This window comes from Sphingomonas sp. RB1R13 (genome assembly GCF_036663775.1).
In the GTDB taxonomy this organism is placed as follows: domain Bacteria; phylum Pseudomonadota; class Alphaproteobacteria; order Sphingomonadales; family Sphingomonadaceae; genus Sphingomicrobium.
Map to the genome: position 1 here is coordinate 17786 of NZ_JAXOJM010000001.1, position 24374 is coordinate 42159.

Below are 24374 nucleotides of genomic sequence, written 5' to 3' on the forward strand. Positions count from 1 at the left end.
GTCGGAAAGATCGTTGAATGTTTACCGAGCTCGCCCTCGCCACAATCATGGTATCGCTGACCGTCTCGATTCACGCGAGTGGGCTTTACGCGCTTTCGCGTATTCTTCGCGTCGAGGAGCGTGATGAGGCTCGCGAGCATATCCACCCCATGTCACGGCGCGGTTTTGCAGCGACTATCATCGTGATCCTCGGGCTGTTCGTTCTGCACGGCGTCGAGATCTGGCTGTACGCTTTCGTATACCTCGTTATCGGTTCGGTCCACGGTCTGCGCGAAGCCGTCTATTTCTCGACGATCACTTATGGTGCCATCGGATATAGCGATGCTGCCATGGTGGAGAGGTGGCGCCTGGTGTCGGCAATCGAGGGTATAAACGGAATCATTTTGATTGGCTGGTCGACAGCATTCTTCGTGACCCTAACAGCGCGAATGCGACGGACTTGAGTGATGGTTTTGGGCCGATAGCCGAGGGTCGGCTTTGACGCGGCGAGACGCTGATTCGGGAAATTCGAGCCCTAATCCTGGAAAGGTCCGATATCGCGCTTTCCTAGCCAAAAGCGGACAGTCTGCTTCCGGCCCAGAAGTCGCCGCAGCCCATGCCGGCGCCGTCCCGGTACCTAGGCCACTCGGGAGCGCAAACAGCGGTCTCCCAGCCTGATCGCTTTTGCCCTTGCCACTCATCCACAACGGAGGAACTTTCCTTTCGGATCGTGACTGAATAGGAAGTCACAAGTCTTGAGGGGGAATGGCATGCCAAACAGGTTTAAATTCAGTGCGTTTTTGTTCGCGATAGCGCTTTCCACCGCGTCTCCGCTGATGGCCCAGGACGCCGCTTTGAAGGTGCGCAGTGCCGAAGCGGTCAAGGGGGTGCAAACAGTCACCGTCGGAGCCTTCAACGTTGGCTTCATCTTCGAGTCTATGGACCGCGGCAAACAAACCGGCGGAATGATCGGGGCCTTTGGCGGAGCAACCGACGCCAAAAGCATCCTTGTCGGGGTAACGCCCGTCATGATGCAGGCGATTACGGACGCGGCCTACGCTGACTTCAAGGCACAGCTTGGCGCTCGTGGTTTCCGAGTGGCCGAGGCAGCCTCGCTCTTCGCCAGTCCAGACTTTGGCCGTGTGAAGCAGATGGTGGCGCCCTACGAAGCGGGCGTGCGGCTCGATAAGCGAAGCACGGGTAAGGCAAGCTACTACAAGCCGAATGCCCTCCCTTCGCAGTTCATGCTACCCGGAGACATCGTATCAAGCGGCATGAGCGGGATGGGCCTGACGATGGCGGCAGGCACCAACCAGTACGGGGTGGGTCAGTTCGCTAAGACATCGGGCCAAGGTGTAATCGACGTCACCTACCTCATCGACTTCTCTCAGTTGAAGCGGCCCGGCGCGTTCAGCTTTGGTGGTTTGCAGGTCAATTCAGGGATCGCAGTGGTCGACGACTATTCGAAGCTCACTTTGGTCGCTCCCACCGGTAAGGTAGCAACGATCACGATCAATCAGCCGGTTGTGGTCGAAGGCGATTTCGCGGCCAAGCAAGACACGACGAAGGGCGCTGGGATCCAGAAGGCGGCAAATATCGCGAGCGGCGTTATGGGCGGGCTTGGTCGGCTCGGCGGCTTCGGCGGCTTTGGGGGAATGAAGTTTGGAAACTCGAAGACCTTCACGTTCACCGCGCGGCCAGATTATCAGGCTGGAGCAACGAAGGCCGCAACGCTCGCCAATACTCGCTTGCTCGATCAACTCGCGGCACTGCGCTAATTCAGCACCGGCTGAAACCAGGAGAACCACCTTGGCCGACGAAGAAACTTCCACGACGCCAGTCGAGCTCGCGACTGAACTGACAATCGCATGGCTCGGCAATCCCAACACCCGAGCTACCGGTGATGATGTGCCCGCTTTTCTTAGGGCGATGTACGACGCAGTGCGCGGTCTAGACAGCTCGGTGCAGCCGGGTGCTCCCGAAGAGCCTACAGCGGACTACACGCCGGCCACTACGGCCCGCCGATCGCTGTCCTCTGTCGATCACATCATCTCGATGATCGACGGCAAGCCCTATAAGACACTGCGGCGGCACCTCTCGACCCACGGCCTGACCCCCGCGCAGTATCGTGAGCGCTACAAGCTGAAGCCGGACTATCCGATGGTCGCGCCAAGCTACTCAGAGGTTCGTCGCTCAATGGCGAAAAAGATCGGGCTGGGTCAAAAGGGTAGGCCGAGCCGCACCTTGCCGGCTACCGAAGTTGCACCGGCCAAGGCAGCTACTCGTCGGGGTCGGAAGGCCAAGTCGCCAAACTCAGATTGACTTACATAGCATTGCAAGAGGACGTTCCATCACGCACTCCCGTTCGCAGGAGGCCAGCCCGGGAGGAACATGGCGTCGATAAAAGGAAAGGAACACGTGCGCCCCCGATCATGGAATTTGAGATCGTAGCCGAAATTTAGTCCAGTAGCCGACGGGCCGATTCTAGCAACGCCAGCGACTATCCCAAATGGCAGAAACTGGGTGGATTGCTGACATTCGCTGTGCGAGGCCTACCGCTGCATCGGCGCAACTGTCTTCAACTCTCAAGGCGCTGGCTATCGGATCGTGTTTACTCAGGTGAATGGTGACAAACTTCCCAACCGATGAATAATTCGTGGGGGGTCGCAACCGGTCGCGCGCTTTTGAGGCGCTTGCCGACCGTCCGTTCTTAGCATCGGAGAGGTTCGGCCCATCAGCTGCAGCTGGCGCAAAGGATGACCTTCACTTATTCGCGTGTGCAGTATGCAAGCGGAGATATTTTGCTTATCCCCTGACCGGGGGAGTATCCCATGGCGGACGTTTTCGTTTCATATAAAGCCGAGGACCGCGCTCGTGTGGCCGACCTCGTTCGTGCGCTAGAAAACGATGGGCTGTCAGTCTGGTGGGACGCCCATATCGGCGCCGGTGATGAATGGCGCGATACCATCCTGCGGCATCTGCAAAGCGCCCGCGCCGTGATCGTGGTGTGGAGCCGGCGGTCGGTCGGGCCGCAAGGACAGTTCGTGCGCGACGAAGCCAGCCGCGCGGTCAAGCTCAAGACCTATTTCCCGATCCTGCTCGACAAGGTCGATCCGCCGCTGGGGTTCGGGGAGACCCAGGCGCAAAGCCTCGCAGGCTGGAAGGGCGATCCCAGCGATCCGCGATACCAGGTGGTGAAGTCGCTCCTTCAGGACCGCTTCAAGATTGCCGGCGGAACGACCGTTGAACATGGTCCCCTGCAGTCACGGGTGAGCCGGCGGGGATTGATTGCCGGCAGCGCTGCTGCGGTCGCCGTCGCCGCCGCCGGTGCGGGCGTCTGGTATTGGGGGCCGAGGCCGTTGAAGTCCGGCGACAGTATCGCGGTCCTGCCGTTCGAAAATCTGAGTGGTGACCCGGCACAAAATTATTTCTCCGATGGCATTGCTGAGGAATTGCGGAGTACGCTCGCCCGAATACCTGGACTCAAGGTCGTTGCACGAATTTCGTCGGAATCCGTTCGGAACGCTGATGCGGTAAGCGCCGCGGCCAAGCTTCACGTCGCGGATATTCTGACTGGTAGTGTGCGACGGTCGCCGCAAATGCTGCGGATCAGCGCGCAATTGGTCGACGGCAAAGACGGCACTACCCGATGGTCGGAGGCCTACGATCGGCCGGCCGGCGATGCCCTTAAGATCCAAAGCGAGATCGCAGGAAAGGTGGCCGAGGCGCTTCGGCTAAAGTTCGGAGTGGCCGACAACGACCTTCGGGCGCGAGGCGGGACGGACAATCCGCACGCCCAGGACCTCTACCTTCGCGCCGAAGCGGTGCGGCGTGACGCCGACACCGAGTCGGGTATTCGCACCGCTCTGAGTCTGGTCGAGGCCTCCTTGGTTGAAGACCCGCTTTACGGCGACGCGATGACCAGCAAGGCAGGGTATCTAAGCCAGCTCGGGACGACCTTTGCCGCCAATTTGCGCGATGCGGACGCCCTGATGAAAGAAGCCGAGCAAGCTGCGCAGCGGGCTGTGGTTCTGGCGCCATTGTCATCGTCTGCCCAGGAGGGCCTTGGTTCGATCTATTATTTTTCGTTCCGGTTTACGAAGGCGCTGGATCAGTTTCAGAAGGTGCAGTCCCTGCGCGACCAGAGCGGGACCAATCTGGCTAACATCGCCTGGATGCTGGCGATGCTCCGTCGCTTCGATACGGCATTGCAATTGGCCGACGAAGCGATCGCGCTTGATCCGCTGAATCCCAGCGTTCATCAAAGCCGCGCCAATGTTCTGATGTATGCACGACGGCCAAACGAAGCCGAAGTGTCGATAAAGCGTGCTGTCCAGCTGAGCCCCAAACTGTGGTATACGCACCTGACGTACGCGATGATCTTGCTTCAGGCCGGGCGCATGGCGGAAGCGCAGCGGGAAGCGGCTAAGATCGGCCACGGATCCATGGCGATCATTGCATTGCAGTCGATCATCGCCGAGCGGATGGGCAATCACGGGGAATCCGAACGATTGCTGCAGGAGATCTTGAGCTCGGACATGCTGAGTGCCTCGCATTACCAGGTCGCCGAGGTTTACGCGCAACGGAACCGAAGCGACGATGCGCTGGCGGAACTGGACAAGGCGCTGGCAGCCCGCGATCCCGGGCTTGCGCAGATCCAGACTGATTTCCTGTTTGATCCGCTCAGGAAAGATCCGCGTTTTCAGGCCTTCATGAAGAAACTTCAATTTCCTGCATGACGATCACTGTCCGCAATTGGGGCGAACGCTGACCGTCCGCTTCTGGCTGAAACTCGATCGACCGCGAACGGCTGCAACTGGGTGGAAAGCAGACATTAGGAAACCAAGGGCTGGCAACCCACTTCGCTCGCACGGAACCTAAAATCCTGTTTGGCTCCGGGCGTAACATATCCAACTAGACAGTCCTGTTCATGGCCCGACGCGTAGGTCAGCCGGATGCGTCCGCTGCCCTCGCAACCGATTGGCTTGCTGACGGTAAAACGCCCGCCCCGCTGCTGTAGAGGCGTTGTCGAGCCGCACAGGATAAGGTCAGCCGCTGTCACGGCTCCCTTATCACGCTCTACGGTGAAGCTGTTCTCGACTGCCGAACAGCCGACGAGAGCCAACAAAGCGGCGAAAATAAACGTCCTCAAGACCTTGGTATTTAACAAGTGCCTAATGTCCGCAATTGGGTCGGTAGTGAACCGAATGCTTCCGGCGCCCGTCAATCAGCAACGGACGGCTGGAATTGGGTGGGGAGCTGACTGTCCGCTTTTTTATCGAAATGATCTAAAGCAGTTATAAGGAACGCGACGGACTACTTTTGAAATTCAACCGGCAAAAAAAATCGGATTGCCTAGCCAGCGGAGTAGCTGACTTTAGCGCCTGTTACTTCTGTACCGAGGGCAGCAGCAACATTGAGACCGAACCCGGTACGCCATCGCCGCTGCTGCAGGCAATCGCCTTTACGTGCGGTCCGCCGCCAGGCCCAGCCGCCGCCATCCGGTCGGCCTCGCTCGAATTGACGAAGTGAAAGTCCTGCATCGACACTTTGTCGGGGATCGGCGGCGGCGGCGGATTGAAGATGGTCACGCCCTTGCCAGGATTGATGCGGCAAGCGATTACTCCGCCTGTTATCCCCCCCCATAATCGCTGGCGTGGCACGTGCATCTGGGCCACCCGCCCCCTTGCTTTTGATGGCATGCGAGCAAACTTGCGGCGACAACTGCGTCCCGTCACCACTGGAAGGATTGCCCGACCCCATGCCCTTGGTGTTGATTGCGTGCGCGGTCACTGTCGGCGGTCCGCCATTGGATGACGGGCTCGATATCACCTGCAGGGTTACATCGACAATCCTGCCTTTGCCGGGGGCAAGGTCCCAATTGCCCCGTTCGCGATCGGCGCTCATGCCGCCCTTAGAGGGCATTGAGCCGGCATTCGATGCACCAAAACTGTAATCAAGGCTCGAGACACCGCCTTCGCTGGAGATCGAGCACGTCATTTCTGACGCAAAGACCGCATTGGGCACGACCGGCGGACGCTGCGCCTGAGCCAGCGCGGAAAAGGGCACAACGACCGTGGCAACCAAGGCAATTAGTTGTTTCGACATCATCGTCTCCCGTTCGACGTCACAACGTTCGCATGTCAAAAAATAGCACACGAAACTGCCGGATCAAAACGCTATCGTATCAATCGTCGTAACCGTGATCTGTGCAGAAGCCGTTCACCGCGATGAGAGGTTGTAGCGCAGAATCGCGAAGGCGACGGTTCCGACTTCCGCCGCTGCTATGGCCTCACCCGCCGGTCTGGACGGAACGCGGCGATACAATCTAAGACTGCATTGGACTTTAAAAGCGCATAGAACGGTAACGGCGGGCGTGGAATTAGCGCTGATCGAGAACGGCAATCCCGACTGGCTCGACCCGTTCGATGCTCTCGCCCGAGCACCCAACATCGCAGGTAAATGCGGCAAACGACGGGAAAAGTAGTCGATTGCCGACCGACGGCTTTTGGCATCGTCCGCACGTGTGCCGCGCGGCTGGAAGTGGGCGGTCTGCCACAGTCGGCTTGCGGACGCTGCCACAGCTTAAGCGGACGTAAGCTTGCCAGAGCGTGAGCAGCCGCTTGCGCCCAAGCCAGTCGTAAGTTTTACTACCGCGTATTTTATTACTCCGGGAGATTGCCAGGTGCCGACCCTCGAAAACGTATGACTCGCCCGTTTCGTAAGCAGGGTTTTTAAAATATTTGGACCAGTCTGCGTCAACGTAAATGATATCGTGGGTACGCCCGGACCGTATCTATAAAGTCGACATCCGCAATAGCCTGCGGCTGCCGCCAAAGAGTGTGAGGCGTCGTTCGTCTGCAACCTAACCTAAGTTGGATGGTTCGTTGGGTGCAAATCCAAAAGGAACAATCATGCCGCTCAAGGCCATCGCGCTGAACTCGTCGCTTAAGAAATCCTCGGACGAGCCCAGTTCGACTGATAAGATGATAGAACTCATCACGGCTGAGCTGAAGAAAGTGGGCGTTGAGTTCGCGGGGACGATTCGCCTAGCCGATCACAATATTTTTCCGGGGGTCAAATCCGATGAAGGCGAAGGCGATGCCTGGCCCGCGCTTCGTTCCAGGATTCTCGCGGCAGATATTCTCATCTTTGGTGGGCCGATCTGGATGGGCCAACCCTCATCTATCGCCAAGCGCGTGCTTGAGCGGATGGACGCCTTTCTGAGCGAGACCGACGACCGCGGCCGGACGCCCGCCTATGGTAAGGTCGCCATCTGCGCTATCGTCGGCAACGAAGATGGCGCGCACTTTTGTACCGCCGCTATCTTTCAAGCCCTGAACGACGTCGGTTGGACCATCCCTGCTGCGGCCGCTTGTTATTGGGTCGGCGAAGCCATGCACAAAACGGACTTCAAGGATTTGCCAAACGTCCCCAAGGTCATTTCTGATGCTGCTATGATGACCGCATCTAACGCCGCACATCTAGCGAAGGCATTACAGTCGGGAAACTATCTAGGGCAGCCCTAAGACCCATATGAACTAGGTCGTGAACCCATAAGCGGGATTCCCCGAGCGTCGTTTTCTGATTCAGGATCGGCATGAGCCGATATGACCTGACCGACTTCGAATGGCGCGTGATCGAGCCACTTCTGCCCAACAAACCGAGAGGTGTGCCGCGCGTCGATGACCGGCGGGTGCTTAACGGCATTTTCTGGGTGCTGCGTTCGGATGCGCCGTGGCGCGATCTGCCCGACCGCTACGGCCCACGCACGACCTGCTACAATCGCTTCGTGCGCTGGCGCAGAACAGGGGTGTGGGATCGGTAGATGGACGCCATCACGGTTGCTTACGACAGTGATATCCAGATGATCGACAGTACTTCTATCCGGGCGCACCAGCAGGTTGCGACGGCAAAAAGGGGGGTCGAGATCATTGTCTCGGTCGCTCGCGGGGCGGCCTCACGACCAAGATCCACGCGGTCATTGTCGACTATTTAAGCTGGCCGTGTAACATTATATACGAGTTTTGTTTTCACGTCGGCCGGCAGGGAACTCACTCACGGGAACGCCGCGTTCACGCACAATGAAACTTGAAAAGACCACCTGAATGCCGCCGCCGCCAGCGGTAGGGCTCAATCCGTCGATGGATCCGAAGCTTGGGCATCCGCACAATCATCGACCGTCGCTCGGGCAATCCCACCGTTCAATTGTGGTACCCAGCGGGGCGACGTTCTGGCGCAAGATGGCTGCATTCGCTGGGCCCGGCTACCTTATCGCGGTCGGCTACATGGATCCGGGCAATTGGGCGACCGACCTCGCTGGCGGATCTGCATACGGTTATGCTCTTCTGTCGGTTATTCTTTTTTCAAGCCTACTCGCCATGGTGCTTCAAGCGCTCGCCGCAAAGCTTGGCATCGCGACGGGCATGGATCTCGCGCAAGCGTGTCGTGCGACCTATTCTCCCCGCGTGAATATCGCGCTTTGGTTCATGTGCGAACTGGCGATCGTCGCTTGCGATCTAGCCGAGGTTCTAGGCACCGCAATTGCACTCAACCTCCTGTTCGGATTGCCGCTGACGGGGGGAGTAGTACTGACCGCACTCGATGTATTCCTTATCCTGACGCTTCAAAACCAAGGCTTTCGCAAGCTCGAGGCTTTCATCGTCGTCTTGCTACTCGTGATCGCAGGCTGCTTCGCGGTGGAGCTTGTCCTGTCAAACCCCGCATGGGGAGCGGTAGCTCGAGGCATTGTCCCTACCCTCCGCATCGTCACTGACCCCGCGATGCTTTACATCGCCATTGGGATCGTCGGCGCAACGGTCATGCCCCACAACCTCTACCTTCACTCGTCAATCGTCCAGACCAGGCGGTTCGAAAGAAGCGTTGAAGGAAAGCGCGAGGCAGTCAAATTAGCGACGCTCGACAGCAGCATTGCGCTCGGATTCGCACTCATGATCAATGCGGCGATTCTGATCCTGGCTGCATCGGCGTTCCATGTCGCCGGCCGGACGGACATCGCAGACCTCAGTGATGCTTATCATCTTTTGAACCCAATGCTCGGCGCTTCGGTCGCCAGTGTGCTATTCGCTGCGGCGTTGTTGGCGGCAGGTCAGTGGTCGAGGGCTTTCTGGATCTTAAACTTCCAAGCTGGCTGCGCAGGCTTGTCACTAGGGGCTTGGCAATTATCCCGGCGGTCATTGTGGTGATGATCGCCGGCGGGGCAGGAGCGACACGGCTGCTTATTGCCAGTCAGGTGATACTCAGTCTTCAGCTCCCTTTCGCGGTAGTGCCCTTGGTAAAGATGACCAGTGATCGCGATTTGATGGGCGGCCTTGTGAACCCGCTTTTCCTGAAGTTGCTTGCATGGGCGATTGCGGCGCTGCTCATTGGTCTCAACCTAACGTTGCTCTTTTACCTGATCGCTTAGGCAGTCGTTATCTTTGCTTTCGCCCACCCTACCGCAACCATTGTCGATAAGAACGGTTAATACATCGACGAGGAAACGCCTCGAACTGCACGCCTTCGGCGCCGCTCCACGCGGCTGTGCCGTCTAGCCAAGACGACCGTCAACGAGGCATCCGACACGAGGAATTGACGTGCAGATTCATCATCAGCGAGCAGAGCGGGTCCATCTGCAACAGTTTGTCGACCAGGCTTCGTTCGGCGAAACGCTGGCAATCGAGGAAGAAGCAACGATCCTTGGCCTGTGGCGGTCCACGCACCATCATCCGTCAAACAGTAAGATCGATGCTGATCAAGGCGTTCGGTTGATCACCAGTGGATGGGCTGCCTGGCTGCGCCATGCTGACAACGGAAGACGGTTAATCTTTCTGTTTCTGATGCCCGGCGATTTCATCGTGCCACCCTTGTTTATCATGCGGAACTGCGAACTGGTTTGCCTCACCCCCGTCCGGACGGTTGATGCGTCGACGCTGACCCAGGATGGCGGAGCGCTGTCTCCAAATTCTTCTGCGATGATCGAGCAAAGCAGCCGTCGCAATCATCACCTACTCCTCGACCATCTGACTCGATTGATCCTTGGGTCTACCACTGGAAGCGTGGCTCTTCTCTTGACCGAATTTCATGAGCGATCTCTCCGCTCCGGGGCGTGCGTGAACGGCAAGTTCAACTTACCCATCGGCCAGAGGATGTTAGCCGCATCCCTTGGTCGAAGCGCGGTTCAAGTGAACAAGGTTATGAGCAAATTTCAGTTGGAAGGACTGATCCGGGTTGGCTATGACTGGCTCGAAGTCATTGAACCAGAAGCGCTTCGGGCGCTTGCAGGGGTGAGCAATAAAGAAATGGTTGCTAACTTTCCCCGCGATTTCTCGAAGGCGGTTTATCCGGGTTCCTTTGAAACGTCGCATATCTGCATTTCTGCGTAGATATTGAACTGCCCGCGCATTCAAATCGGAGGTTCGATGAATTGGTCTGGTCAATCGAAGCCACTTCGCGTGCAAGCCAGATAGGTCTCAAACCGAGGATCGAGTCAGCCAAGGTTTTCTTCCACACGTTAAAGTTCCTTACTTGATGTGAAATGCTAGCGAGGGACGGCGGCAAGCGCGTTGGCGGAAAATCTGAGGCCCAAAATCTGGGCTCCCACATCCATGGAAAAAAGACTTTCGGTCCACGTTCGAGGAACGTGAGCCCCATCAAGCTGTTGGGTCTGCACGGGCGCACTTGCGAAGTCGCTGCGGCCCGACCAGCTTAGGAGGCGCCAAGTGGCAAGATCGATGGGCCAGCATTCGACCGCGCAAAATCTACTTGTTGTCGGGGGCATAGCCGCGGCGGCTGGCGCTACTGCGTTTCTCCTGTCCCGTAAGAGTCGCGATCAAGACGCTGACGCAACGATGAGCGAAGTGCCCGCCTGGACGTTGCTCAAGGCGGTGCAGGGCGATCGGCCGGTGGTAGGTAAAACGCTATTGATTAACCGCCGGCCTGACGAACTTTATGCCCAGTGGAAGAATTTCCCGCGCTTCAGCGATTTTATGGAAAACGTCCGAGCGATCGAGCGGGACGAACTTGGCAACTCCCGCTGGACGATCAAGGCGCCAGCCGGGACGTCGGTAACGCTCATAACCCGCATCCGCGAGGATATCCCGGATCGCAAGATCGCCTGGGAAAGCCTGCCGGAAAGCGACATAAAAACCAAAGGCCAAGTCGAGTTTCAGGATGCCGGAGATCGCGGTACGTTGGTCAGCCTGGTCATGTCCTACGATCCACCTGGCGGACGAATAGGCCAGCTTGCAGCGAAGTTGTTTGCGCGCGAGCCCAATATCCAGGTGCGTCACGACCTGCGCCGCTTCAAGCAACTCATGGAGACGGGCGAGGTCACGACCAACGCCTCGCCGTCCGCGCGCAAGAGCGAATCCCCTACCGAATCCCGCGTCTAGGAGAAATTAGCATGCGCGCCCTAACCTGGCATGGCCGTCACGACGTTCGCGTTGATTCGATCCCCGATCCCGAAATCGTCAATCCGCGTGACGCGATTCTCAAGGTTACGTCTACGGCGATTTGCGGGTCCGACCTTCACCTCTACGACGGATACATCCCGTCGATGCGCTCGGGCGACGTGCTCGGCCATGAATTCATGGGCGAAGTGGTCGAGGTCGGGGCCAAATCGACTCTTCAAAAGGGTCAGCGCGTCGTCGTCCCGTTCACTATCGCATGCGGCGGATGCTTTTTCTGCGGCAAGGAACAGTATAGCGCCTGCGACAACGGAAACCCGGCCGAAACCGCAGACCTCTCCGAGACGCTGATGGGCCATTCAATGGGCGCGGCATTCGGCTATGCCCACCTGACTGGCGGCTATGCCGGAGGGCAAGCGGAATATGTTCGTGTGCCGTTCAGCGACGTCGGCCCGATCGTAATTCCTGACGGCCTCCCCGACGACGAAGTCCTGTTCCTGTCTGATATCCTGCCAACAGGCTGGATGGCGGCGGAGAACGCCCAAATCGAGCGTGGGGACACAATTGCGGTTTGGGGCTGTGGTCCCGTCGGACTATTCGCGATCCAATCGGCGCTGATCATGGGGGCCGAGCGCGTCATCGCCATCGACCATTACCCGAGCCGGCTGGCGCTCGCAAAGAGCCTAGGTGCGACGGTCATCAACTATCCGGAGGTCAACCTCCTTCAGGCGCTGTCCGAACTTACCGGGGGGATCGGGCCCGACGCGGTGATCGATTGCGTCGGCATGGAAAGCCACGGCATGACCGTCGACAATGTGCTGGACACGGTCAAGGCGCATACTTTCCTTGGTACCGACCGGCCTCATGCGTTGCGCCAGATGATCCTGGCGTGTCGCAAGGGCGGGCGTGTGTCGATTCCGGGCGTCTATGGCGGGTTCGTCGACAAATTCCCACTGGGCGCGCTGATGGAAAAAGGGCTGACCGTGAAAAGTGGCCAGACCCATGTCCAGAAATACACGCGTCCACTGCTCGACCTGATTGGCGAGGGCAAGATCGATACGACCTTCATGATCTCGCACCATGCCAGCCTCGAGCATGGGCCCAAAATGTATCGTCACTGGCACGACGAGCAGGACAGCTACACAAAGATCGTATTGAAGCCCGAATTTGCGCAGAATGACCCGCAACGGGTGGGGCCGCGCAATGCGTCGCTGACCCGTCCTGATCTTGCAGCCGCGGCGACCGCGCAGGGTCCCCAAGTCAAGCCATTGTATAAGGAACTCGCAAATGTCTGATCGTAAATTTGCCATTGTCACGGGTGCATCGAGCGGCATCGGGCTTGAAATTGCGAAACTCGCGGCGGCGGATGGCTATGACCTTCTGGTCGCTGCCGACACTCCGTTCGTGGATGCTGGTGCCGGGCTAAAGAGCCTCGGCGTGGAGGTCACTTCGATTGAAGCAGACCTTTCCACTTCTCAAGGAGTGGACCGGTTAATAGAGGCGGTGCACGGCCGTTCGGTCGACGTGCTCGTCGCCAATGCCGGCCATGGTCTCGGTGGCGGCTTCCTCGATCAGGACAGCGCGGACTGGCGGCATGTCGTCGAGACGAACATCACCGGCACTCTGTTGCTGATCCAGCCGATCGTTAAAAAGATGGTCGAGCGCGGTGAAGGCAAGGTGATCATAACCGGGTCGATCGCAGGCCATGTGGCAGGCGCTTTCCACGCCGTCTACAATGGCTCGAAAGCCTTTGTCGACAGCTTTGCTGCGGCGCTGGGTAACGAACTGAAGGACACGGGCGTTACCGTCACTTGCCTGAAGCCAGGTGCAACCGAAACCGAATTCTTTCACCGGGCCAACATGGACGACACGAAGGTGGCACAGTCCAAAAAAGCTGACCCGGCCGATACCGCAAAGACGGGCTGGGAAGCGATGCTAAAGGGCGAGCACGCCGTCGTCGACGGGCTGATGAACAAGGCGTCGGGCGTTGCTTCCGGGCTTCTGAGCGAAGCCCGAACTGCCGAGATGCACCGCAAGCAGGCGGAGCCGGGTAGCGCGGAAGACTGAGTGTCGACCACGCGAAAACGGACAACTGAATGGATGGCAGACAGACACGCAACGGCGCGGTTCACAGTCAGATCGATGACACAATCAGGGATGTCGTAAAAGCGGCCCGTGCTCTGTTGGCGTGGGCACCGGATCAACGGACTGCGACGATTGCGGGGAAGATATCCCTAGGGAGCGGCAAGTGGCCTTGTCTGGAGTCCGGACATGCGTCGCATGTCAGACACACCGCGATCGGACAGTGATTAACTCAGCCATCAATCGTCGCGGGAACAAGGACAGTCATTTGCGCTGAAAATACGCGCTTTAGGATGATTTCGATATGCTGATATCGTCCAGCCGGTCTTGCTCGCGGAGGCGTCTGTCATTCATACTCCCAAAGAGAGATTGAACAGTACCGGCGCGCAAAAGGCGTCTTCTAGACCAAGTGGCGATTGAGATTGAGTGCGCCGTCGTTCCACCGCGGTGGCCCCCGCTCGCCAAGTTCTCGTGTGGCCGCATCGACAGCGGCGCGTTCGCTGCGAAACTTCATCGAGTTTGCCAGCACGGTTTGACCGGGCATTGCCTGCCCTGCATCCAAATGATTTGAAACCCGCGCGTTGCGGTCCACTGCTGACAGGGCAGGTTTGCATCCCGTCACAAGCGGACCTTAACGACGATATAGCGTCCGTCCGGTGTCTCTGGCGGATCGGGAGGGGCCACTGAGGCCGGGTCGACGAATAAAGTAGTCAGGCTTTGGTGGCCGCCTTTCCCCCCTTCTTGCCCAACTTGGATTGCGCAGCGGAAGATGTACGCGGGTTCTTCTTACCTTCCTTCGCCGCCGCCGCATTCGCCTTCTGGGCGGTGGCACTACCGTGGCCCTTTTTCTCTGTCATCGCACTACTCCACCCGACAAGCCTTCCGCCCCTTTACAACCATCGTGGATAACGACCGTTCCCCGGAAACATCTCACTGTCGCATCCGTTGAGTGGGCTAGGAAGCCGTGGAGAGTGTGATGCCGGACCAGACATTCAAGCCGAACCAGCAGATGGCGTCCGCGGCTCTTCGCGGCTTGCGCCTGCGGGAGAAGTTCGGACGCGGTGGCACCGAAGTCGGCGTTAGTCGGGCACACCAACTTGCCCAACGCGCCGACTTGAACGAAACTGATGTGAAGTCGATTCACAGCTATTTTGCGCGAGATGCGATCGACCGGAAGACAAGCACCATAATTGGAATTCCAACGTTGATCCGTCGGCCGGTTTTATCGCGTGGCTACTGTGGGGCGGAGACCCTGGTAAGAAGTGGGCGGACGCCAAAGCCAAGGCGCTGACCTAAAGCTTGCGTCACGAATTCCGGCACGGATTTCATACGATAGGTTCCGGTGTCAAGTTCGGCCGGTTCTGCTACAAAATAACCTGTAAAAGATCTGAGGCGTTCCGACTCCTGCAGGGCCGGAGCGCCTGGATAATCACCGCGTCCGAAGACGATCTATTCTGAGATCATGCCACATATTGCCGCGCGAGTTCGATGCTTTTCAGAGCATCAATACGGCCGGTAAGATACAGTCAGGTTCAGAGAGCCTTTGCCATGGGGCCGTTCAGGGAACACAATGCCCAACGAAATCGAACTAAAACTCCTACTGAAGCCAGAGGACGCCGATGGCCTGGAGGTTTGGGCCTCGCGTGGGGTCACGCCGAATAATTCGCGGCAACGGTCGATCTACTTCGACACCCCCGATCACTCTCTGGTCAAGGCCGGGCTGTCCTTGCGCATCCGCCGTTCGGGTAGCCAGCGGATCCAGACGGTAAAGGCCTACGGCGCCAACGCTGCTGGTCTGTTCGACCGTTCAGAATGGGAACGGGAGGTGCTCGACGATACGCCAATCGTCGACGACACCACGCCCATCCAAGCGCTCCTCGGCGAGCGGGTCGCCGACCTTGCACCCGTCTTTGAAGTTCATGTCGAGCGAAGCGCGTGGATTGTGCACGAAGGTGATGCGACCATCGAGCTCGTCATCGACCGCGGCGAGGTCGTCGTGGCGGAGGATCGCCGCTCGCCGATCTGTGAAGTCGAGCTGGAACTGAAAGACGGCGACGCCGCGGCGTTGTTCGCGTTTGCTCGCAAGCTCGATGCGGTAGTGCCCATCCGGCTCGGCGTCATGACCAAGGCCGAGCGCGGCTATGCCCTGATCGATACCGTCGCAACGGTGTTCAAGGCCGAGCGGATTGCGTTGAAGCCCGACATGACAGCGGCGCAGGCGTTCCAGCATATCGTACAGACCTGCCTGCGCCATTTCCGGCGGAACGAAGACCTGATGATCGCGGGGCCCAAGCCCGAGGTCTTGCATCAGGCGCGCGTCGCGCTGCGCCGGCTGAGGTCGGCTTTCTCCATATTCGAGGCGATGCTCGTCGACGATGACAGTGCGCAGCTCAACGATGAGGTGCGCTGGCTTGCGTGCGAGCTTGGCGAAGCGCGAAACCTCGACGTCATGCTCGACCGCGCGCCGCCTGGTGATTTGCACGATCGGCTCGCGACTGCGCACCAGCTGGCCTATGCCCGGGTCAATCAGGTCCTGATGTCCTCCCGCGTGCGTCGGCTGATGCTCGATCTGGCGCAGTGGACCGCGAGCGGGGCTTGGCTAGCAGTATCCAGCACCAACGACTTTCGCGATCAGCCGTCACGAGACTTTGCCAGCGCGGCGCTCGATCGTTTTCGTCACAAAGTAAAGAAGCACGGTCGCGATCTGGCAGCGGCGGAGGATGAAGCACGGCATAAGGTCCGCAGGGAGGCCAAGAAGCTGCGTTATGCTGCCGAATTTTTCACAGCGCTATTCGATCGCAAGCGCGAGCGGCGCCAGTACAAGCATTTTGTCGGCGTGATGGAAGCGTTGCAGGAACAGTTGGGAGCGCTCAACGATATGGCCGCAGCGAGCGATGTCCTCACCACGCTTGGCATCGGTGATGAATCCAGCGCCGTCGCTTTGCTCTTCCCCGGCGACAAGGGAAAGTTGCTGGACACCGCGGAAAGTGCCCATGACGCGCTCGTCGATGCAAAACGGTTCTGGCGCAAAGCGGAACCGGGCGCCTCGTCAGAGACGCGCCATTCCTAAAATGGATTGCGCTGATTGACTCGAATTTGCCTTCATGGCGTGCTGCCGCTCCCAAGCTTCATCGGAACGTTGCAGAAGCTAATTTGGGGGCTAGGGTGTCGATCGACGCGCATCTTGATCGCGGTGACACGTCTGTTAACCGCGTGGCTGAAATAGCCAATCCCAGAGCGCCCGCAAGAGCCATCATTCCAACAAAGCCGACGCGCTCACTTGCAGTGGCTTGGCGAGCTTTTCGACGATCGTGATTGTCGGGTTTCTGGCCGCCCGTTCGATGTCGCTGACGTAGGTACGGTGGATGCCGGCACGATCCGCAAAGTCCTCCTGACTCCAGCCTTTTTCGAGGCGCAGCCGCTTGAGGTTCGAACCAAGGCGCTTGCGAATATCCACGCCCCGCAATGACGCCGGTGTCGATCATCGATCTACAGACGATCAGTGACATTCAAGTTGACTGTCCGGCTCGTTCCCGCATTGTGATGTCACTCATAGGCAGTAGGGTGAGGGCAGATGACAGCGATTGCGATCAAACCGACCGAGCGTCGCGCCAATGAGGCAAGGAGCTCCTCCTCATGGCGATGATGGCGTGCGGCGAGTGCGGCAGCGCTGTCAGTAGCGAGGCAAGATCGTGTCCCGGATGCGGCGTCGATCGCAAGATTTTTCGACGTGCCGCAGGAGATCATAAGCGCGTGTCGCTTCCGAAAAAGCTGGGTATCGGGTTCGCCGTGCTTGTCGGGGTCGGCGTCCTTACGCAGGGGTCGGCGCCGCCAGCGATCAACGCGGCGGCAGCTGCGGATGACCCAGCCGTCAAGCAAGAGAAAGCCCGCGACTATGCCGCCTACCTGTCGGCACGAGCTTTGAAAGCCAGCCTGCGCAATCCGGAATCGCTGACGTTCAAGTCGATACGGGCAAGCGACGATGGAAGCGTCATCTGCATGACTTACCGCGCCCAGAACGGCTTTGGCGGACTGAATCTCGAGCATATGCTGGTGAAGGACGGTGATCCAACGCAAGGCGCCGCGGCATGGAACAGGAACTGCGCGCACAAGATGCTGTTCGATGTGACGGGCGTCGGGAGACTGATCCACTGATGGGAAGGCCCGCCAGTCGACTGCTAGGGAACCTCTCGTCACGATTGTTTTTTGCCGGGTGGATGCCCCAAATCGAAGAACGACGCGTCGCGGCGGCACCAAGGCCGCGAAAAAAAGGGCGGCGCGGTTATTTGCGCTACCCTGTAACTCACGCCTTGAGTTCCTTTAGCCGCTCAACGTCCCGTTCCAGACCACGACCGCCGAAACGTAAACTGAGAGTCTTTTGCTCGTCCAAGCGTTAAAGCTTCTCGCCGTCTGACTGGGCAGCGTCTCTCGGGACATGGGACGAACGCACTTTGTGGCGGGGTATACTCAGCATAAGCCCCAGTTCTGGTTGACTTTCCGATGAAGGAGCCGCTGACGCCACCTAGTCAAATTGGGCCGCAAGTGCTGTCGCTGGCGATCCTGCCGAGCTCTCGCAGGATCCCGATCAGGCGGCGCTTCGTATCAGGTTACATTGAGCAGGCGATCAGTGCCATTTGTTTGCCGGGAGGCAGGCCTCGGGCGAAGTCAGCGAGCTTGCTCACCTCGCTTTCCGGGCGGTGTTGATCGAGGTCGCCGTAGCATCCCTCTAGGATTTCGAGGATCTGCAGCCCATCGACCTTGATCGCTTCGGCGCCCCAGTCGACCGCTCGTCCTTCGTAATTGCCCTTTTGCGCATGCCAGCTGATGGTCATGTAGAGTTTGGTGTCCTGAAAATCTGGCAGGTATTTTCCGCAAACCGGGATATTCCCGGTGTTGGTTCCGCCCCAGTCGAGCGCACCGTTTTGGCCGAGATCGGCCACGTAAGACCATCGCATGGTCGTTCCTTTCGTTTTGGGATTTGACCTCGGTCACGGCTGCTTCGGGCGGTGCCCGGCCTGTCGACGATCAGTCTCAGTGACAACGCTCCGCCTGTGACGGCAAGTCAAGTCGAAAATGGGTAGCGAATATTTATTCGGGCATGCTTAATCGGTCAGCCAGCTCAAGAGAGTCGTTTTTGAGAGCGGTCTTTGCCGTTCGGCGAAGACTGGCTCGTTCGGACCGAAGGAGCATCTTTGCGACCACCGCCGCCGTGCTGTTCTCGTAGCTGCCAGCGGCCATCTGCTGGAGGTGCCCGAACAGCCAGTCAGCGTCATACAGAGCCCAGCCCGCCTCTTCGAACTTGAGCTTTAGCGCGGCGGCATTGCCCTTTGTCGCGTGGCCATAAATCAGGCCAAGCTTCACAGTCACGTTACTGAGGCACAGGCCGCGCTCGACGGATTGAAGCCCAAGTCGCTCGAGCACGGTATTTCGCAGAAGTGCATTATTGAAGAGCTTGTAGCGGCCGGCCAGCTTGTGGCCGGGCGTGAAATGGGCGGCATGCACCCCACCGGAGTCGAGGTAGCTTTTGCACTCGAGCGCGAGGAGCTCGTTGGTCGTCGCTCGATAGGCGATCAGGTCGATCTCCCAACGGGGCGTCGAATGCTTACCGATTTTGATCTTCTCGTCTCGGGTCAGCTCGACCTTGACGCTCGTGCGGACCCAGTAGCCCTCGTTCCAGAAGATGTCGGCCGCAAGCTGCTCGAACGCGTCCATGCCACCCCTGTCGATGATCAGTGACAGCCCTGAGACTTCGGCGGGAACCTAAGTCAGGTCGATTGTCACTCTTCGTCTGTAGATTGATAGGCGACACGGCCGAACAAGGCGCGGGTGGATATTCGCGAGTGCCTCGGTCGGAACCTGCGTCGCCTGCGCGAGGCAAAGGGCCTTAGCCAGGAGAAGTTCGCCTTCGAGGCGCACATCCACCGAACCTACATATCCGACATCGAGCGCGGCGCTCGCAACCCGACGATAACTATCGTGCAAAAACTGGCTGACGCGCTTGGCGTCGCTGCATCGGACTTGCTCGTGATCAATTGAGCATCAAAGGGAGGAGGCGACGCCCTGTCCGGCGCCGCCTGCTTGCCACTAGCCTTTGACCTTTTTCAGCACTTCGACATCGTTTTGCAGCCCGCTATTGCCGTAGCGTTCACCCAGCGCCCGTCGGTCGGGCAGGTTCCACCGTTCGCGCAGAGATGGCGAGCAGTTGGCGCACTTCATGACAATCGCCGCTTCTTCTCCCTTGAGCTTGTCGAGAGCCACGACATCGTCTGGGTCGATATCAAGGGCTCTCTCGACGTGCTCCTTAATCGTTGACATCACACGTTCCGACGCAGCCTTCGACTCCGCAGCAGCCTCGCCCTTCGGCATTGCCCCGTATTTGTCGAGCAGGGCGAACAGCGCGGTGAGGTCGCGCGGATGTCCCCGTTTGATCGTGTTTGTGAAGACGCTACGCGTTGCCACTTCGAACAAGCTCATCTTCACACCATTGATCGTGACCTGCTCGTCACGAATGCGCGCGATCATCTCGGCCTGAAACTCGGGCCGCTTCTTCTTGCGCCCCTTGTTGCCAGACTCCCCCTTCACGAACCGCGTGTGCTTTGGCGGACGTCCACGACCGACTTTATAATCATCCTCGCTCATCGTCCGCGCTCCCCTTCGTTCACGCGCTGCGCAAGGAAGTCGAACGTCTCACCCGTTTCGGCATCGACCGCATTCTCCCCGGTCCAGGCCTGCCAGCGGCGAATGGCGAGATCGACGTACAACGGGTCCAGATCCATCCCGAAGCAGATCCGTCCAGTTCGCTCGGCGGCAATTAGCGAGGTTCCCGAGCCGAGAAAGGTGTCGACGATGATCTCGCCTCGAACAGTGCAGTCGAGCATCGCATCGCCGATCATCTCGACAATCTTCGGCGTCGGGTGACTCTTGAGCAGGTCCCCCTCACGTCCCTTCCGGCTCGACGCCGCCGACGGGTACGACCAGACGTTGGTCCGGTTCACACCGTGCTTGCCAAGTTGGATGTTGTTCGCGTGCTTCGCGCCGGGCTGTTGGAAAATCAGCACCAGCTCATGCTGCGAGCGGTAGAAGCTGCCCATCCCGCCGCGGTCCTTGGACCAGACGCAAAGGTTGACCAGCTTGCCAAACACCTCGCGTCCTGCTGCCAGCAACAGGTGAAGGCTTCGCCAGTCGATGAACAGGTAGACCAGTGCTCCGGGGCGGATGACCGCCGACAGCGCAAGGCAAAGCTGCCGGAAGAACTCGAGCAGTTCAGCCTCGGTCATCTCGCCCGACGCCTGGACAAATTCCCGATGCTTGCCCTTCGACGATACGAAGCCGTCTACCGGGCAGCCGAACGGCGGATCAGAACACACCGCTGCAGCAAGCTGCCCCATCATGAGGATGGCGAGCGTCCGACTGTCGGTAGCGTTCCCGCACATGATGCGGTGCGGGCCAGCAAGCCAGACGCGGCCGATCGCCGACACAGGGTTGAGCGTCTTCGTTATCGGAAGATCATCCGCACCTGCGCTCGAGATGCTGCCGCCAATGAGTTTATCGAGCAAGCCCGGCGGAAACGCGATCAGGTCGTGTGAAAAGTCTTCGATCGACTTTTCGAACTCTAGGACGATCTTCGCCAGCGCCTCCCCATCCCAGAACCCGGTCGACAGGATCTTGTTGCTTGCGACCGAGAACAGCTTGCGCTGGGTCACATCGGGAAACACCTGGCGGACGACACGAAAACGCTTGATCCTGGCCCTTATCCCAGCCTCAACGAAGGCAGAGCCGCTGATGACGTTGTTATGTTCGTCGATCATCACCGGCAGGACGTGGTTCGCGGCATAACTTTTGACGAAGGGCACCGCGCGCTCAACGTCCTCCTGCTTGTGTTTCCACGGGTCATCCGGGTCGATGACGAGGTCGCCCACGGCGACCTCGTCGATCGTTGATCTATTATGCCCCGCCCAGCCGTTGCCGGGAAATTCCGTTCCAAACTGTGTCATTGTAACCCCTCAGTGAATCAGTGAGGGAAACCCAGTGAACTAAGAAAATTGGACTTGAAAACCCCCTAAATCATCGCGAGCGACTTTTCTTATTCGGACGCCCGGGCTGGCGAGGTGTCGAGACCGATCGGCTGGCTTCGAGCGATAACATCCCGTCGGACAGAACAGGGGTGCTATGAAACCGGCCGCCGACGCGTTTTGCGAACGGGGGGCGAAGGCGCTCCTCTATCGCGCGATACATCGCTTCGAAGTACTGGTCCTTGATATCGCGCAGCAACACGAACTTACCTCGGGAGACACTAGAGACGTGCGAGTAAACGGCGAAACCGCCCTTGGCGATGTCGGACAGAGTGCGGCCGTTCGCCAGTTCGCCTCGAACATAGCCGTATAATTCGATGTCCATGTTGATGCTTTGCGGACGACCCGGCGGGCGCCTCTGGTGTTCGGCCATCATTTCTGTCTCCGATTACTAAAGACGATTCGTTGTCGGCCGACGCTAGAGCGGCCGAGTTGACGCCGGCAAGCCCCCCCACCGGCGGTCGGCTAAGCGCGCGGCGCGGTAGGCTGCGGCCCTGGGTTCGTACCCTATGCACTAGTCTTGCGATCGCTACGCGAATTGACAGCGTATGGACCCGTAAGGTGCTGTAATACAGATTCTAATCGTTGACGTCTCACGTCGCGGTTCAGAAAACTACGCTAAAATCGCTGTGCTTAGGGTATGGGAGCCGGGAGACCGGTTCGCTCGGGACTGCGTCGCGCGCCATCCAGTTTGTAAGTACCAAGCAAAGTTTCGCTCGGGAAGTCGCTCTAGCTTCGGCTATTCCCGCGGCGGCGCTGATGATATTCAGCCCTATGTTTTCACATCTGTCTCTCGCGTTTTTGCTCGCGATCTTCGCGTCGAGCGCAGCCGTAATCTGGTTCGCGGGCGTCAAGCTTGCGGATACGACCGACATCCTTTCCTCGCGTCTTCACATGGGCAAGGCGCTGGGTGGCGTCATCGTCCTGGCAATCGCGACCAACCTGCCGGAGATTGCGATCACAGTAAGTGCTGCTTTGGCAGGGGAGCTCGGCATTGCCGTCGGGAATATTCTTGGCGGCATAGCAATCCAGACGGTGGTGCTGGTTGCGATGGATATCGCCATGAAAGAGAAAATCCCGCTCTCTTACCGCGCGGCGAGCCTTTCTCTCGTGATCGAGGCCGTGTTGGTCATCGCAGTCCTGATCGTCGCGATCATGTCCACACAGCTTCCGGGGTCACTGATCGCCGCTCGATTGACACCGGGCACGGTGCTGATCACGCTAATCTGGATTGGCGGAGTATGGCTCTCAAGCCGGGCTGCCGACAGCCTGCCATGGCATGAGCGCAGCGGAAATGCGCCGGACTCACAGGACAATCCCAAGGGCCATTCTCGCGGTGTCAAGGACAGCGCGTCGGCTGGACGATCGGAAAGCACGGCGCGAGTGATCATCGTCTTCGTTGTCGCAGCGGTCGTAACTCTTGTCGCAGGGGTCCTGCTTGAGCGTAGCGGCGAGGCGGTTGCCAAATCGATCGGCCTTAGCGGCGTGCTGTTCGGAGCAACCGTTCTTGCGGCCGCAACCGCGCTGCCCGAGCTGTCCACCGGCATCACGTCCGTCAGGATGAAAGATTACCAACTTGCCATCAGCGACATCTTCGGCGGCAATGCCTTTCTCCCAGTGCTCTTCCTGCTTGCCGTGCTAATTTCCGGCAAGGCCGTGCTGCCCGATGCTCAGGCAAGCGATATCTATCTTGCAGGCCTCGGCATCCTTCTGACCTGTGTGTATGCGGCAGGACTAATCTTTCGTCCCAAGCGCCAGTTCTTGGGTATGGGGATAGACTCGATCATCGTTCTCATCCTCTATGTTGCCGGCACAGCCGGGCTGTTTGCGATAAGCTCCGCTCATCCGTCTTAGTAACTGCTGGTCGGCCGTGCAGAAGAGAGGTCGCATACAAAGCGGAAAGACCGGTTCCCTTCCGGTTTGTGCCGCTCCCTGTGACGACGCCGGATGCCAGAAGCCGCACGTCGGTACCGACCCAGTCCCTGACCGGCGCCTCTGCGTTCGCTCCTCGGCTACTTTTGGCCGAGGATAAAGAACATGGCCTCCTCGGAATTTGACCCCCGCAAGACAAGGCCGACTCACCTGGAATGCCAGCAAGGCATTCCGGACATTCGAGCCGGAAATCCCGGCACATCCACTCTCCCGCTATTCTGTTCTTGAACCGTTTACCGTCCGGCAAGATTTTGTCGGTAGTCGATTGGGCCATGTCGAGATGGCCAAATTTGATTGTTACGGCGTTTCTGACGCTAGGGCTGATGTCCGCTACTGGCCCGGTCAGCGCGGCCGGACTTAGCGGCGCTGCGCTGAGCATTGAAGCCCGGATCATGCTGAACCAAAACCGAGAGCGGACGGCGCTCGGGCTAAGCAACCTCGTTTGGGATCCGGCACTTGCGGCCGCGGCGCAGACATATGCGGGGGATTTGGCGAAAACCGACAAGTGGCAGCATTCGCCGGCCGCAAGCCGCGTCGGACAAGGGGAAAATCTGTGGATGGGTACCCGAGGCGCTTTTGCCATCGACGACATGGTTGACGCTTGGCTTGCAGAGCGAGCGGTGTTCCGCGCTGGCACTTTTCCCTTTGTCAGCACGACCGGCAACTGGGAAGACGTTGGCCATTATACCCAAATTATCTGGCCCGGAAACCGCCGCGTTGGATGCAGTATCGATTCGTCCGCCAGTTTCGATTATCTGGTTTGCCGTTATGCCGAGCCCGGAAACGTCATGGGCGAGCCGGTCTTGCGGCGGCCGCAGGTGGCCTCGAGCAAATAGCAAAGTCGATTCTCGCCTTTTCATAACGGTACGCGCCATCTCATTCTTTTAACGCTGATAAATTT

Annotated in this window: 24 protein-coding genes and 2 pseudogenes; 18 read left to right on the forward strand and 8 right to left on the reverse strand. The window is 58.8% G+C overall.

What is annotated here, in order from left to right; all coding sequences use genetic code 11:
• Window positions 1–17: 17 nt before the first annotated feature.
• The 4 genes from U1700_RS00080 to U1700_RS00095 all read left to right on the forward strand — a co-directional run bounded on the left by U1700_RS00080 (window position 18) and on the right by U1700_RS00095 (window position 4718).
• Window positions 18–443 carry an ion channel gene (locus U1700_RS00080; protein ID WP_332749087.1) on the forward strand — a complete coding sequence of 142 codons (426 nt, stop codon included), beginning with the start codon at window positions 18–20 and terminating at the stop codon, window positions 441–443.
• A 372-nt stretch (window positions 444–815) separates the two neighbouring features.
• Window positions 816–1757 carry a hypothetical protein gene (locus tag U1700_RS00085; protein ID WP_332749089.1) on the forward strand — a complete coding sequence of 314 codons (942 nt, stop codon included), beginning with the start codon at window positions 816–818 and terminating at the stop codon, window positions 1755–1757.
• Window positions 1758–1788: 31 nt separating this feature from the next.
• Window positions 1789–2301: a MucR family transcriptional regulator gene (locus U1700_RS00090; RefSeq protein WP_332749091.1), complete on the forward strand. Its 513-nt coding sequence runs from the start codon at window positions 1789–1791 to the stop codon at window positions 2299–2301.
• A 509-nt stretch (window positions 2302–2810) separates the two neighbouring features.
• A complete protein-coding gene (locus U1700_RS00095; protein WP_332749093.1) occupies window positions 2811–4718 on the forward strand; it encodes a TIR domain-containing protein in 1908 nt (635 codons plus the stop codon).
• 616 nt (window positions 4719–5334) lie between these two features.
• On the opposite strand, the gene U1700_RS00100 is transcribed toward U1700_RS00095, so the two are convergent.
• Complete coding sequence (locus U1700_RS00100; protein ID WP_332749095.1) at window positions 5335–6138, reverse strand: hypothetical protein; 804 nt, start codon at window positions 6136–6138, stop codon at window positions 5335–5337.
• Between the two features lie 127 nt (window positions 6139–6265).
• Between U1700_RS00100 and U1700_RS00105 the strand changes: the two genes are divergently transcribed.
• From U1700_RS00105 to U1700_RS00145, 9 genes and pseudogenes are all read left to right on the forward strand, one after another.
• The gene (locus U1700_RS00105; protein WP_332749097.1) at window positions 6266–6466 is read left to right on the forward strand and encodes a hypothetical protein; all 201 of its coding nucleotides are present in this window, start codon (window positions 6266–6268) and stop codon (window positions 6464–6466) included.
• Between the two features lie 427 nt (window positions 6467–6893).
• Window positions 6894–7508 carry a flavodoxin family protein gene (locus tag U1700_RS00110; protein ID WP_332749099.1) on the forward strand — a complete coding sequence of 205 codons (615 nt, stop codon included), beginning with the start codon at window positions 6894–6896 and terminating at the stop codon, window positions 7506–7508.
• Between the two features lie 65 nt (window positions 7509–7573).
• Window positions 7574–7965 (forward strand): annotated as a pseudogene (locus U1700_RS00115) (IS5 family transposase); the annotation flags it as partial.
• 158 nt (window positions 7966–8123) lie between these two features.
• Window positions 8124–9406, forward strand: a pseudogene (locus U1700_RS00120) (Nramp family divalent metal transporter).
• 169 nt (window positions 9407–9575) lie between these two features.
• Entirely contained in the window at window positions 9576–10364 is a 789-nt protein-coding gene (locus U1700_RS00125; protein ID WP_332749101.1) for a Crp/Fnr family transcriptional regulator, read from the forward strand.
• 465 nt (window positions 10365–10829) lie between these two features.
• Window positions 10830–11372 carry an SRPBCC family protein gene (locus tag U1700_RS00130; RefSeq protein ID WP_332749103.1) on the forward strand — a complete coding sequence of 181 codons (543 nt, stop codon included), beginning with the start codon at window positions 10830–10832 and terminating at the stop codon, window positions 11370–11372.
• An 11-nt stretch (window positions 11373–11383) separates the two neighbouring features.
• A complete protein-coding gene (locus U1700_RS00135) occupies window positions 11384–12682 on the forward strand; it encodes a zinc-dependent alcohol dehydrogenase (protein WP_332749105.1) in 1299 nt (432 codons plus the stop codon).
• Complete coding sequence (locus tag U1700_RS00140) at window positions 12675–13454, forward strand: SDR family NAD(P)-dependent oxidoreductase (RefSeq protein ID WP_332749107.1); 780 nt, start codon at window positions 12675–12677, stop codon at window positions 13452–13454. The genes U1700_RS00135 and U1700_RS00140 overlap by 8 nt, the downstream gene beginning before the upstream one ends.
• 121 nt (window positions 13455–13575) lie before the next feature.
• Complete coding sequence (locus tag U1700_RS00145; RefSeq protein WP_332749109.1) at window positions 13576–13746, forward strand: TraR/DksA C4-type zinc finger protein; 171 nt, start codon at window positions 13576–13578, stop codon at window positions 13744–13746.
• A 433-nt stretch (window positions 13747–14179) separates the two neighbouring features.
• Here U1700_RS00145 and U1700_RS00150 read toward each other — a convergent pair whose 3' ends face one another.
• Window positions 14180–14326, reverse strand: a complete 147-nt coding sequence (locus U1700_RS00150; RefSeq protein ID WP_332749111.1) for a hypothetical protein — start codon at window positions 14324–14326, stop codon at window positions 14180–14182.
• Between the two features lie 713 nt (window positions 14327–15039).
• Here U1700_RS00150 and U1700_RS00155 point away from each other — a divergent pair.
• Window positions 15040–16539, forward strand: coding sequence for a CYTH and CHAD domain-containing protein (locus tag U1700_RS00155; protein WP_332749113.1), 1500 nt, complete (start codon window positions 15040–15042; stop codon window positions 16537–16539).
• 183 nt (window positions 16540–16722) lie between these two features.
• On the opposite strand, the gene U1700_RS00160 is transcribed toward U1700_RS00155, so the two are convergent.
• Window positions 16723–16926 (reverse strand): helix-turn-helix domain-containing protein, encoded by a 204-nt coding sequence (locus tag U1700_RS00160; RefSeq protein ID WP_332749115.1) that lies wholly within the window; start codon window positions 16924–16926, stop codon window positions 16723–16725.
• 179 nt (window positions 16927–17105) lie between these two features.
• On the opposite strand from U1700_RS00160, the gene U1700_RS00165 reads away from it, so the two are divergent.
• Window positions 17106–17624 carry a hypothetical protein gene (locus U1700_RS00165; protein WP_332749117.1) on the forward strand — a complete coding sequence of 173 codons (519 nt, stop codon included), beginning with the start codon at window positions 17106–17108 and terminating at the stop codon, window positions 17622–17624.
• Window positions 17625–18076: 452 nt separating this feature from the next.
• Here U1700_RS00165 and U1700_RS00170 read toward each other — a convergent pair whose 3' ends face one another.
• On the reverse strand, window positions 18077–18409 hold the full coding sequence (locus U1700_RS00170; protein ID WP_332749119.1) for a hypothetical protein: 333 nt from the start codon (window positions 18407–18409) through the stop codon (window positions 18077–18079).
• A 148-nt stretch (window positions 18410–18557) separates the two neighbouring features.
• On the reverse strand, window positions 18558–19181 hold the full coding sequence (locus tag U1700_RS00175; RefSeq protein WP_332749121.1) for a hypothetical protein: 624 nt from the start codon (window positions 19179–19181) through the stop codon (window positions 18558–18560).
• 114 nt (window positions 19182–19295) lie between these two features.
• On the opposite strand from U1700_RS00175, the gene U1700_RS00180 reads away from it, so the two are divergent.
• Complete coding sequence (locus U1700_RS00180; protein ID WP_332749123.1) at window positions 19296–19505, forward strand: helix-turn-helix domain-containing protein; 210 nt, start codon at window positions 19296–19298, stop codon at window positions 19503–19505.
• 48 nt (window positions 19506–19553) lie between these two features.
• Here the strand turns inward: U1700_RS00180 and U1700_RS00185 are convergent, their stop codons facing one another.
• The 3 genes from U1700_RS00185 to U1700_RS00195 all read right to left on the reverse strand — a co-directional run bounded on the left by U1700_RS00185 (window position 19554) and on the right by U1700_RS00195 (window position 21917).
• Window positions 19554–20108 (reverse strand): DUF5681 domain-containing protein, encoded by a 555-nt coding sequence (locus tag U1700_RS00185; protein ID WP_332749125.1) that lies wholly within the window; start codon window positions 20106–20108, stop codon window positions 19554–19556.
• Window positions 20105–21463, reverse strand: coding sequence for a DNA modification methylase (locus U1700_RS00190; RefSeq protein WP_332749127.1), 1359 nt, complete (start codon window positions 21461–21463; stop codon window positions 20105–20107). Before U1700_RS00190 ends, U1700_RS00185 begins: the two co-directional genes overlap by 4 nt.
• 70 nt (window positions 21464–21533) lie before the next feature.
• A complete protein-coding gene (locus U1700_RS00195; protein WP_332749129.1) occupies window positions 21534–21917 on the reverse strand; it encodes a hypothetical protein in 384 nt (127 codons plus the stop codon).
• 383 nt (window positions 21918–22300) lie between these two features.
• Between U1700_RS00195 and U1700_RS00200 the strand changes: the two genes are divergently transcribed.
• Window positions 22301–23395, forward strand: coding sequence for a sodium:calcium antiporter (locus U1700_RS00200; RefSeq protein WP_332749132.1), 1095 nt, complete (start codon window positions 22301–22303; stop codon window positions 23393–23395).
• Window positions 23396–23697: 302 nt separating this feature from the next.
• On the forward strand, window positions 23698–24309 hold the full coding sequence (locus U1700_RS00205) for a CAP domain-containing protein (RefSeq protein WP_332749134.1): 612 nt from the start codon (window positions 23698–23700) through the stop codon (window positions 24307–24309).
• Window positions 24310–24374: the final 65 nt, after the last annotated feature.

Bases quoted from the DNA above. Each gene is read 5' to 3' on its own strand.
- U1700_RS00140 (WP_332749107.1), top strand. From the start codon at position 12,675: ATGTCTGATCGTAAATTTGCCATTGTCACGGGTGCATCGAGCGGCATC.
- U1700_RS00150 (WP_332749111.1), bottom strand. From the start codon at position 14,326: ATGACAGAGAAAAAGGGCCACGGTAGTGCCACCGCCCAGAAGGCGAAT.
- U1700_RS00155 (WP_332749113.1), top strand. From the start codon at position 15,040: ATGCCCAACGAAATCGAACTAAAACTCCTACTGAAGCCAGAGGACGCC.
- U1700_RS00085 (WP_332749089.1), top strand. From the start codon at position 816: ATGGCCCAGGACGCCGCTTTGAAGGTGCGCAGTGCCGAAGCGGTCAAG.
- U1700_RS00185 (WP_332749125.1), bottom strand. From the start codon at position 20,108: ATGAGCGAGGATGATTATAAAGTCGGTCGTGGACGTCCGCCAAAGCAC.
- U1700_RS00130 (WP_332749103.1), top strand. From the start codon at position 10,830: ATGAGCGAAGTGCCCGCCTGGACGTTGCTCAAGGCGGTGCAGGGCGAT.
- U1700_RS00095 (WP_332749093.1), top strand. From the start codon at position 2,811: ATGGCGGACGTTTTCGTTTCATATAAAGCCGAGGACCGCGCTCGTGTG.
- U1700_RS00080 (WP_332749087.1), top strand. From the start codon at position 18: ATGTTTACCGAGCTCGCCCTCGCCACAATCATGGTATCGCTGACCGTC.
- U1700_RS00165 (WP_332749117.1), top strand. From the start codon at position 17,106: ATGGCGATGATGGCGTGCGGCGAGTGCGGCAGCGCTGTCAGTAGCGAG.
- U1700_RS00195 (WP_332749129.1), bottom strand. From the start codon at position 21,917: ATGATGGCCGAACACCAGAGGCGCCCGCCGGGTCGTCCGCAAAGCATC.
- U1700_RS00135 (WP_332749105.1), top strand. From the start codon at position 11,384: ATGCGCGCCCTAACCTGGCATGGCCGTCACGACGTTCGCGTTGATTCG.
- U1700_RS00200 (WP_332749132.1), top strand. From the start codon at position 22,301: ATGATATTCAGCCCTATGTTTTCACATCTGTCTCTCGCGTTTTTGCTC.
- U1700_RS00175 (WP_332749121.1), bottom strand. From the start codon at position 19,181: ATGGACGCGTTCGAGCAGCTTGCGGCCGACATCTTCTGGAACGAGGGC.
- U1700_RS00190 (WP_332749127.1), bottom strand. From the start codon at position 21,463: ATGACACAGTTTGGAACGGAATTTCCCGGCAACGGCTGGGCGGGGCAT.
- U1700_RS00110 (WP_332749099.1), top strand. From the start codon at position 6,894: ATGCCGCTCAAGGCCATCGCGCTGAACTCGTCGCTTAAGAAATCCTCG.
- U1700_RS00105 (WP_332749097.1), top strand. From the start codon at position 6,266: ATGGCCTCACCCGCCGGTCTGGACGGAACGCGGCGATACAATCTAAGA.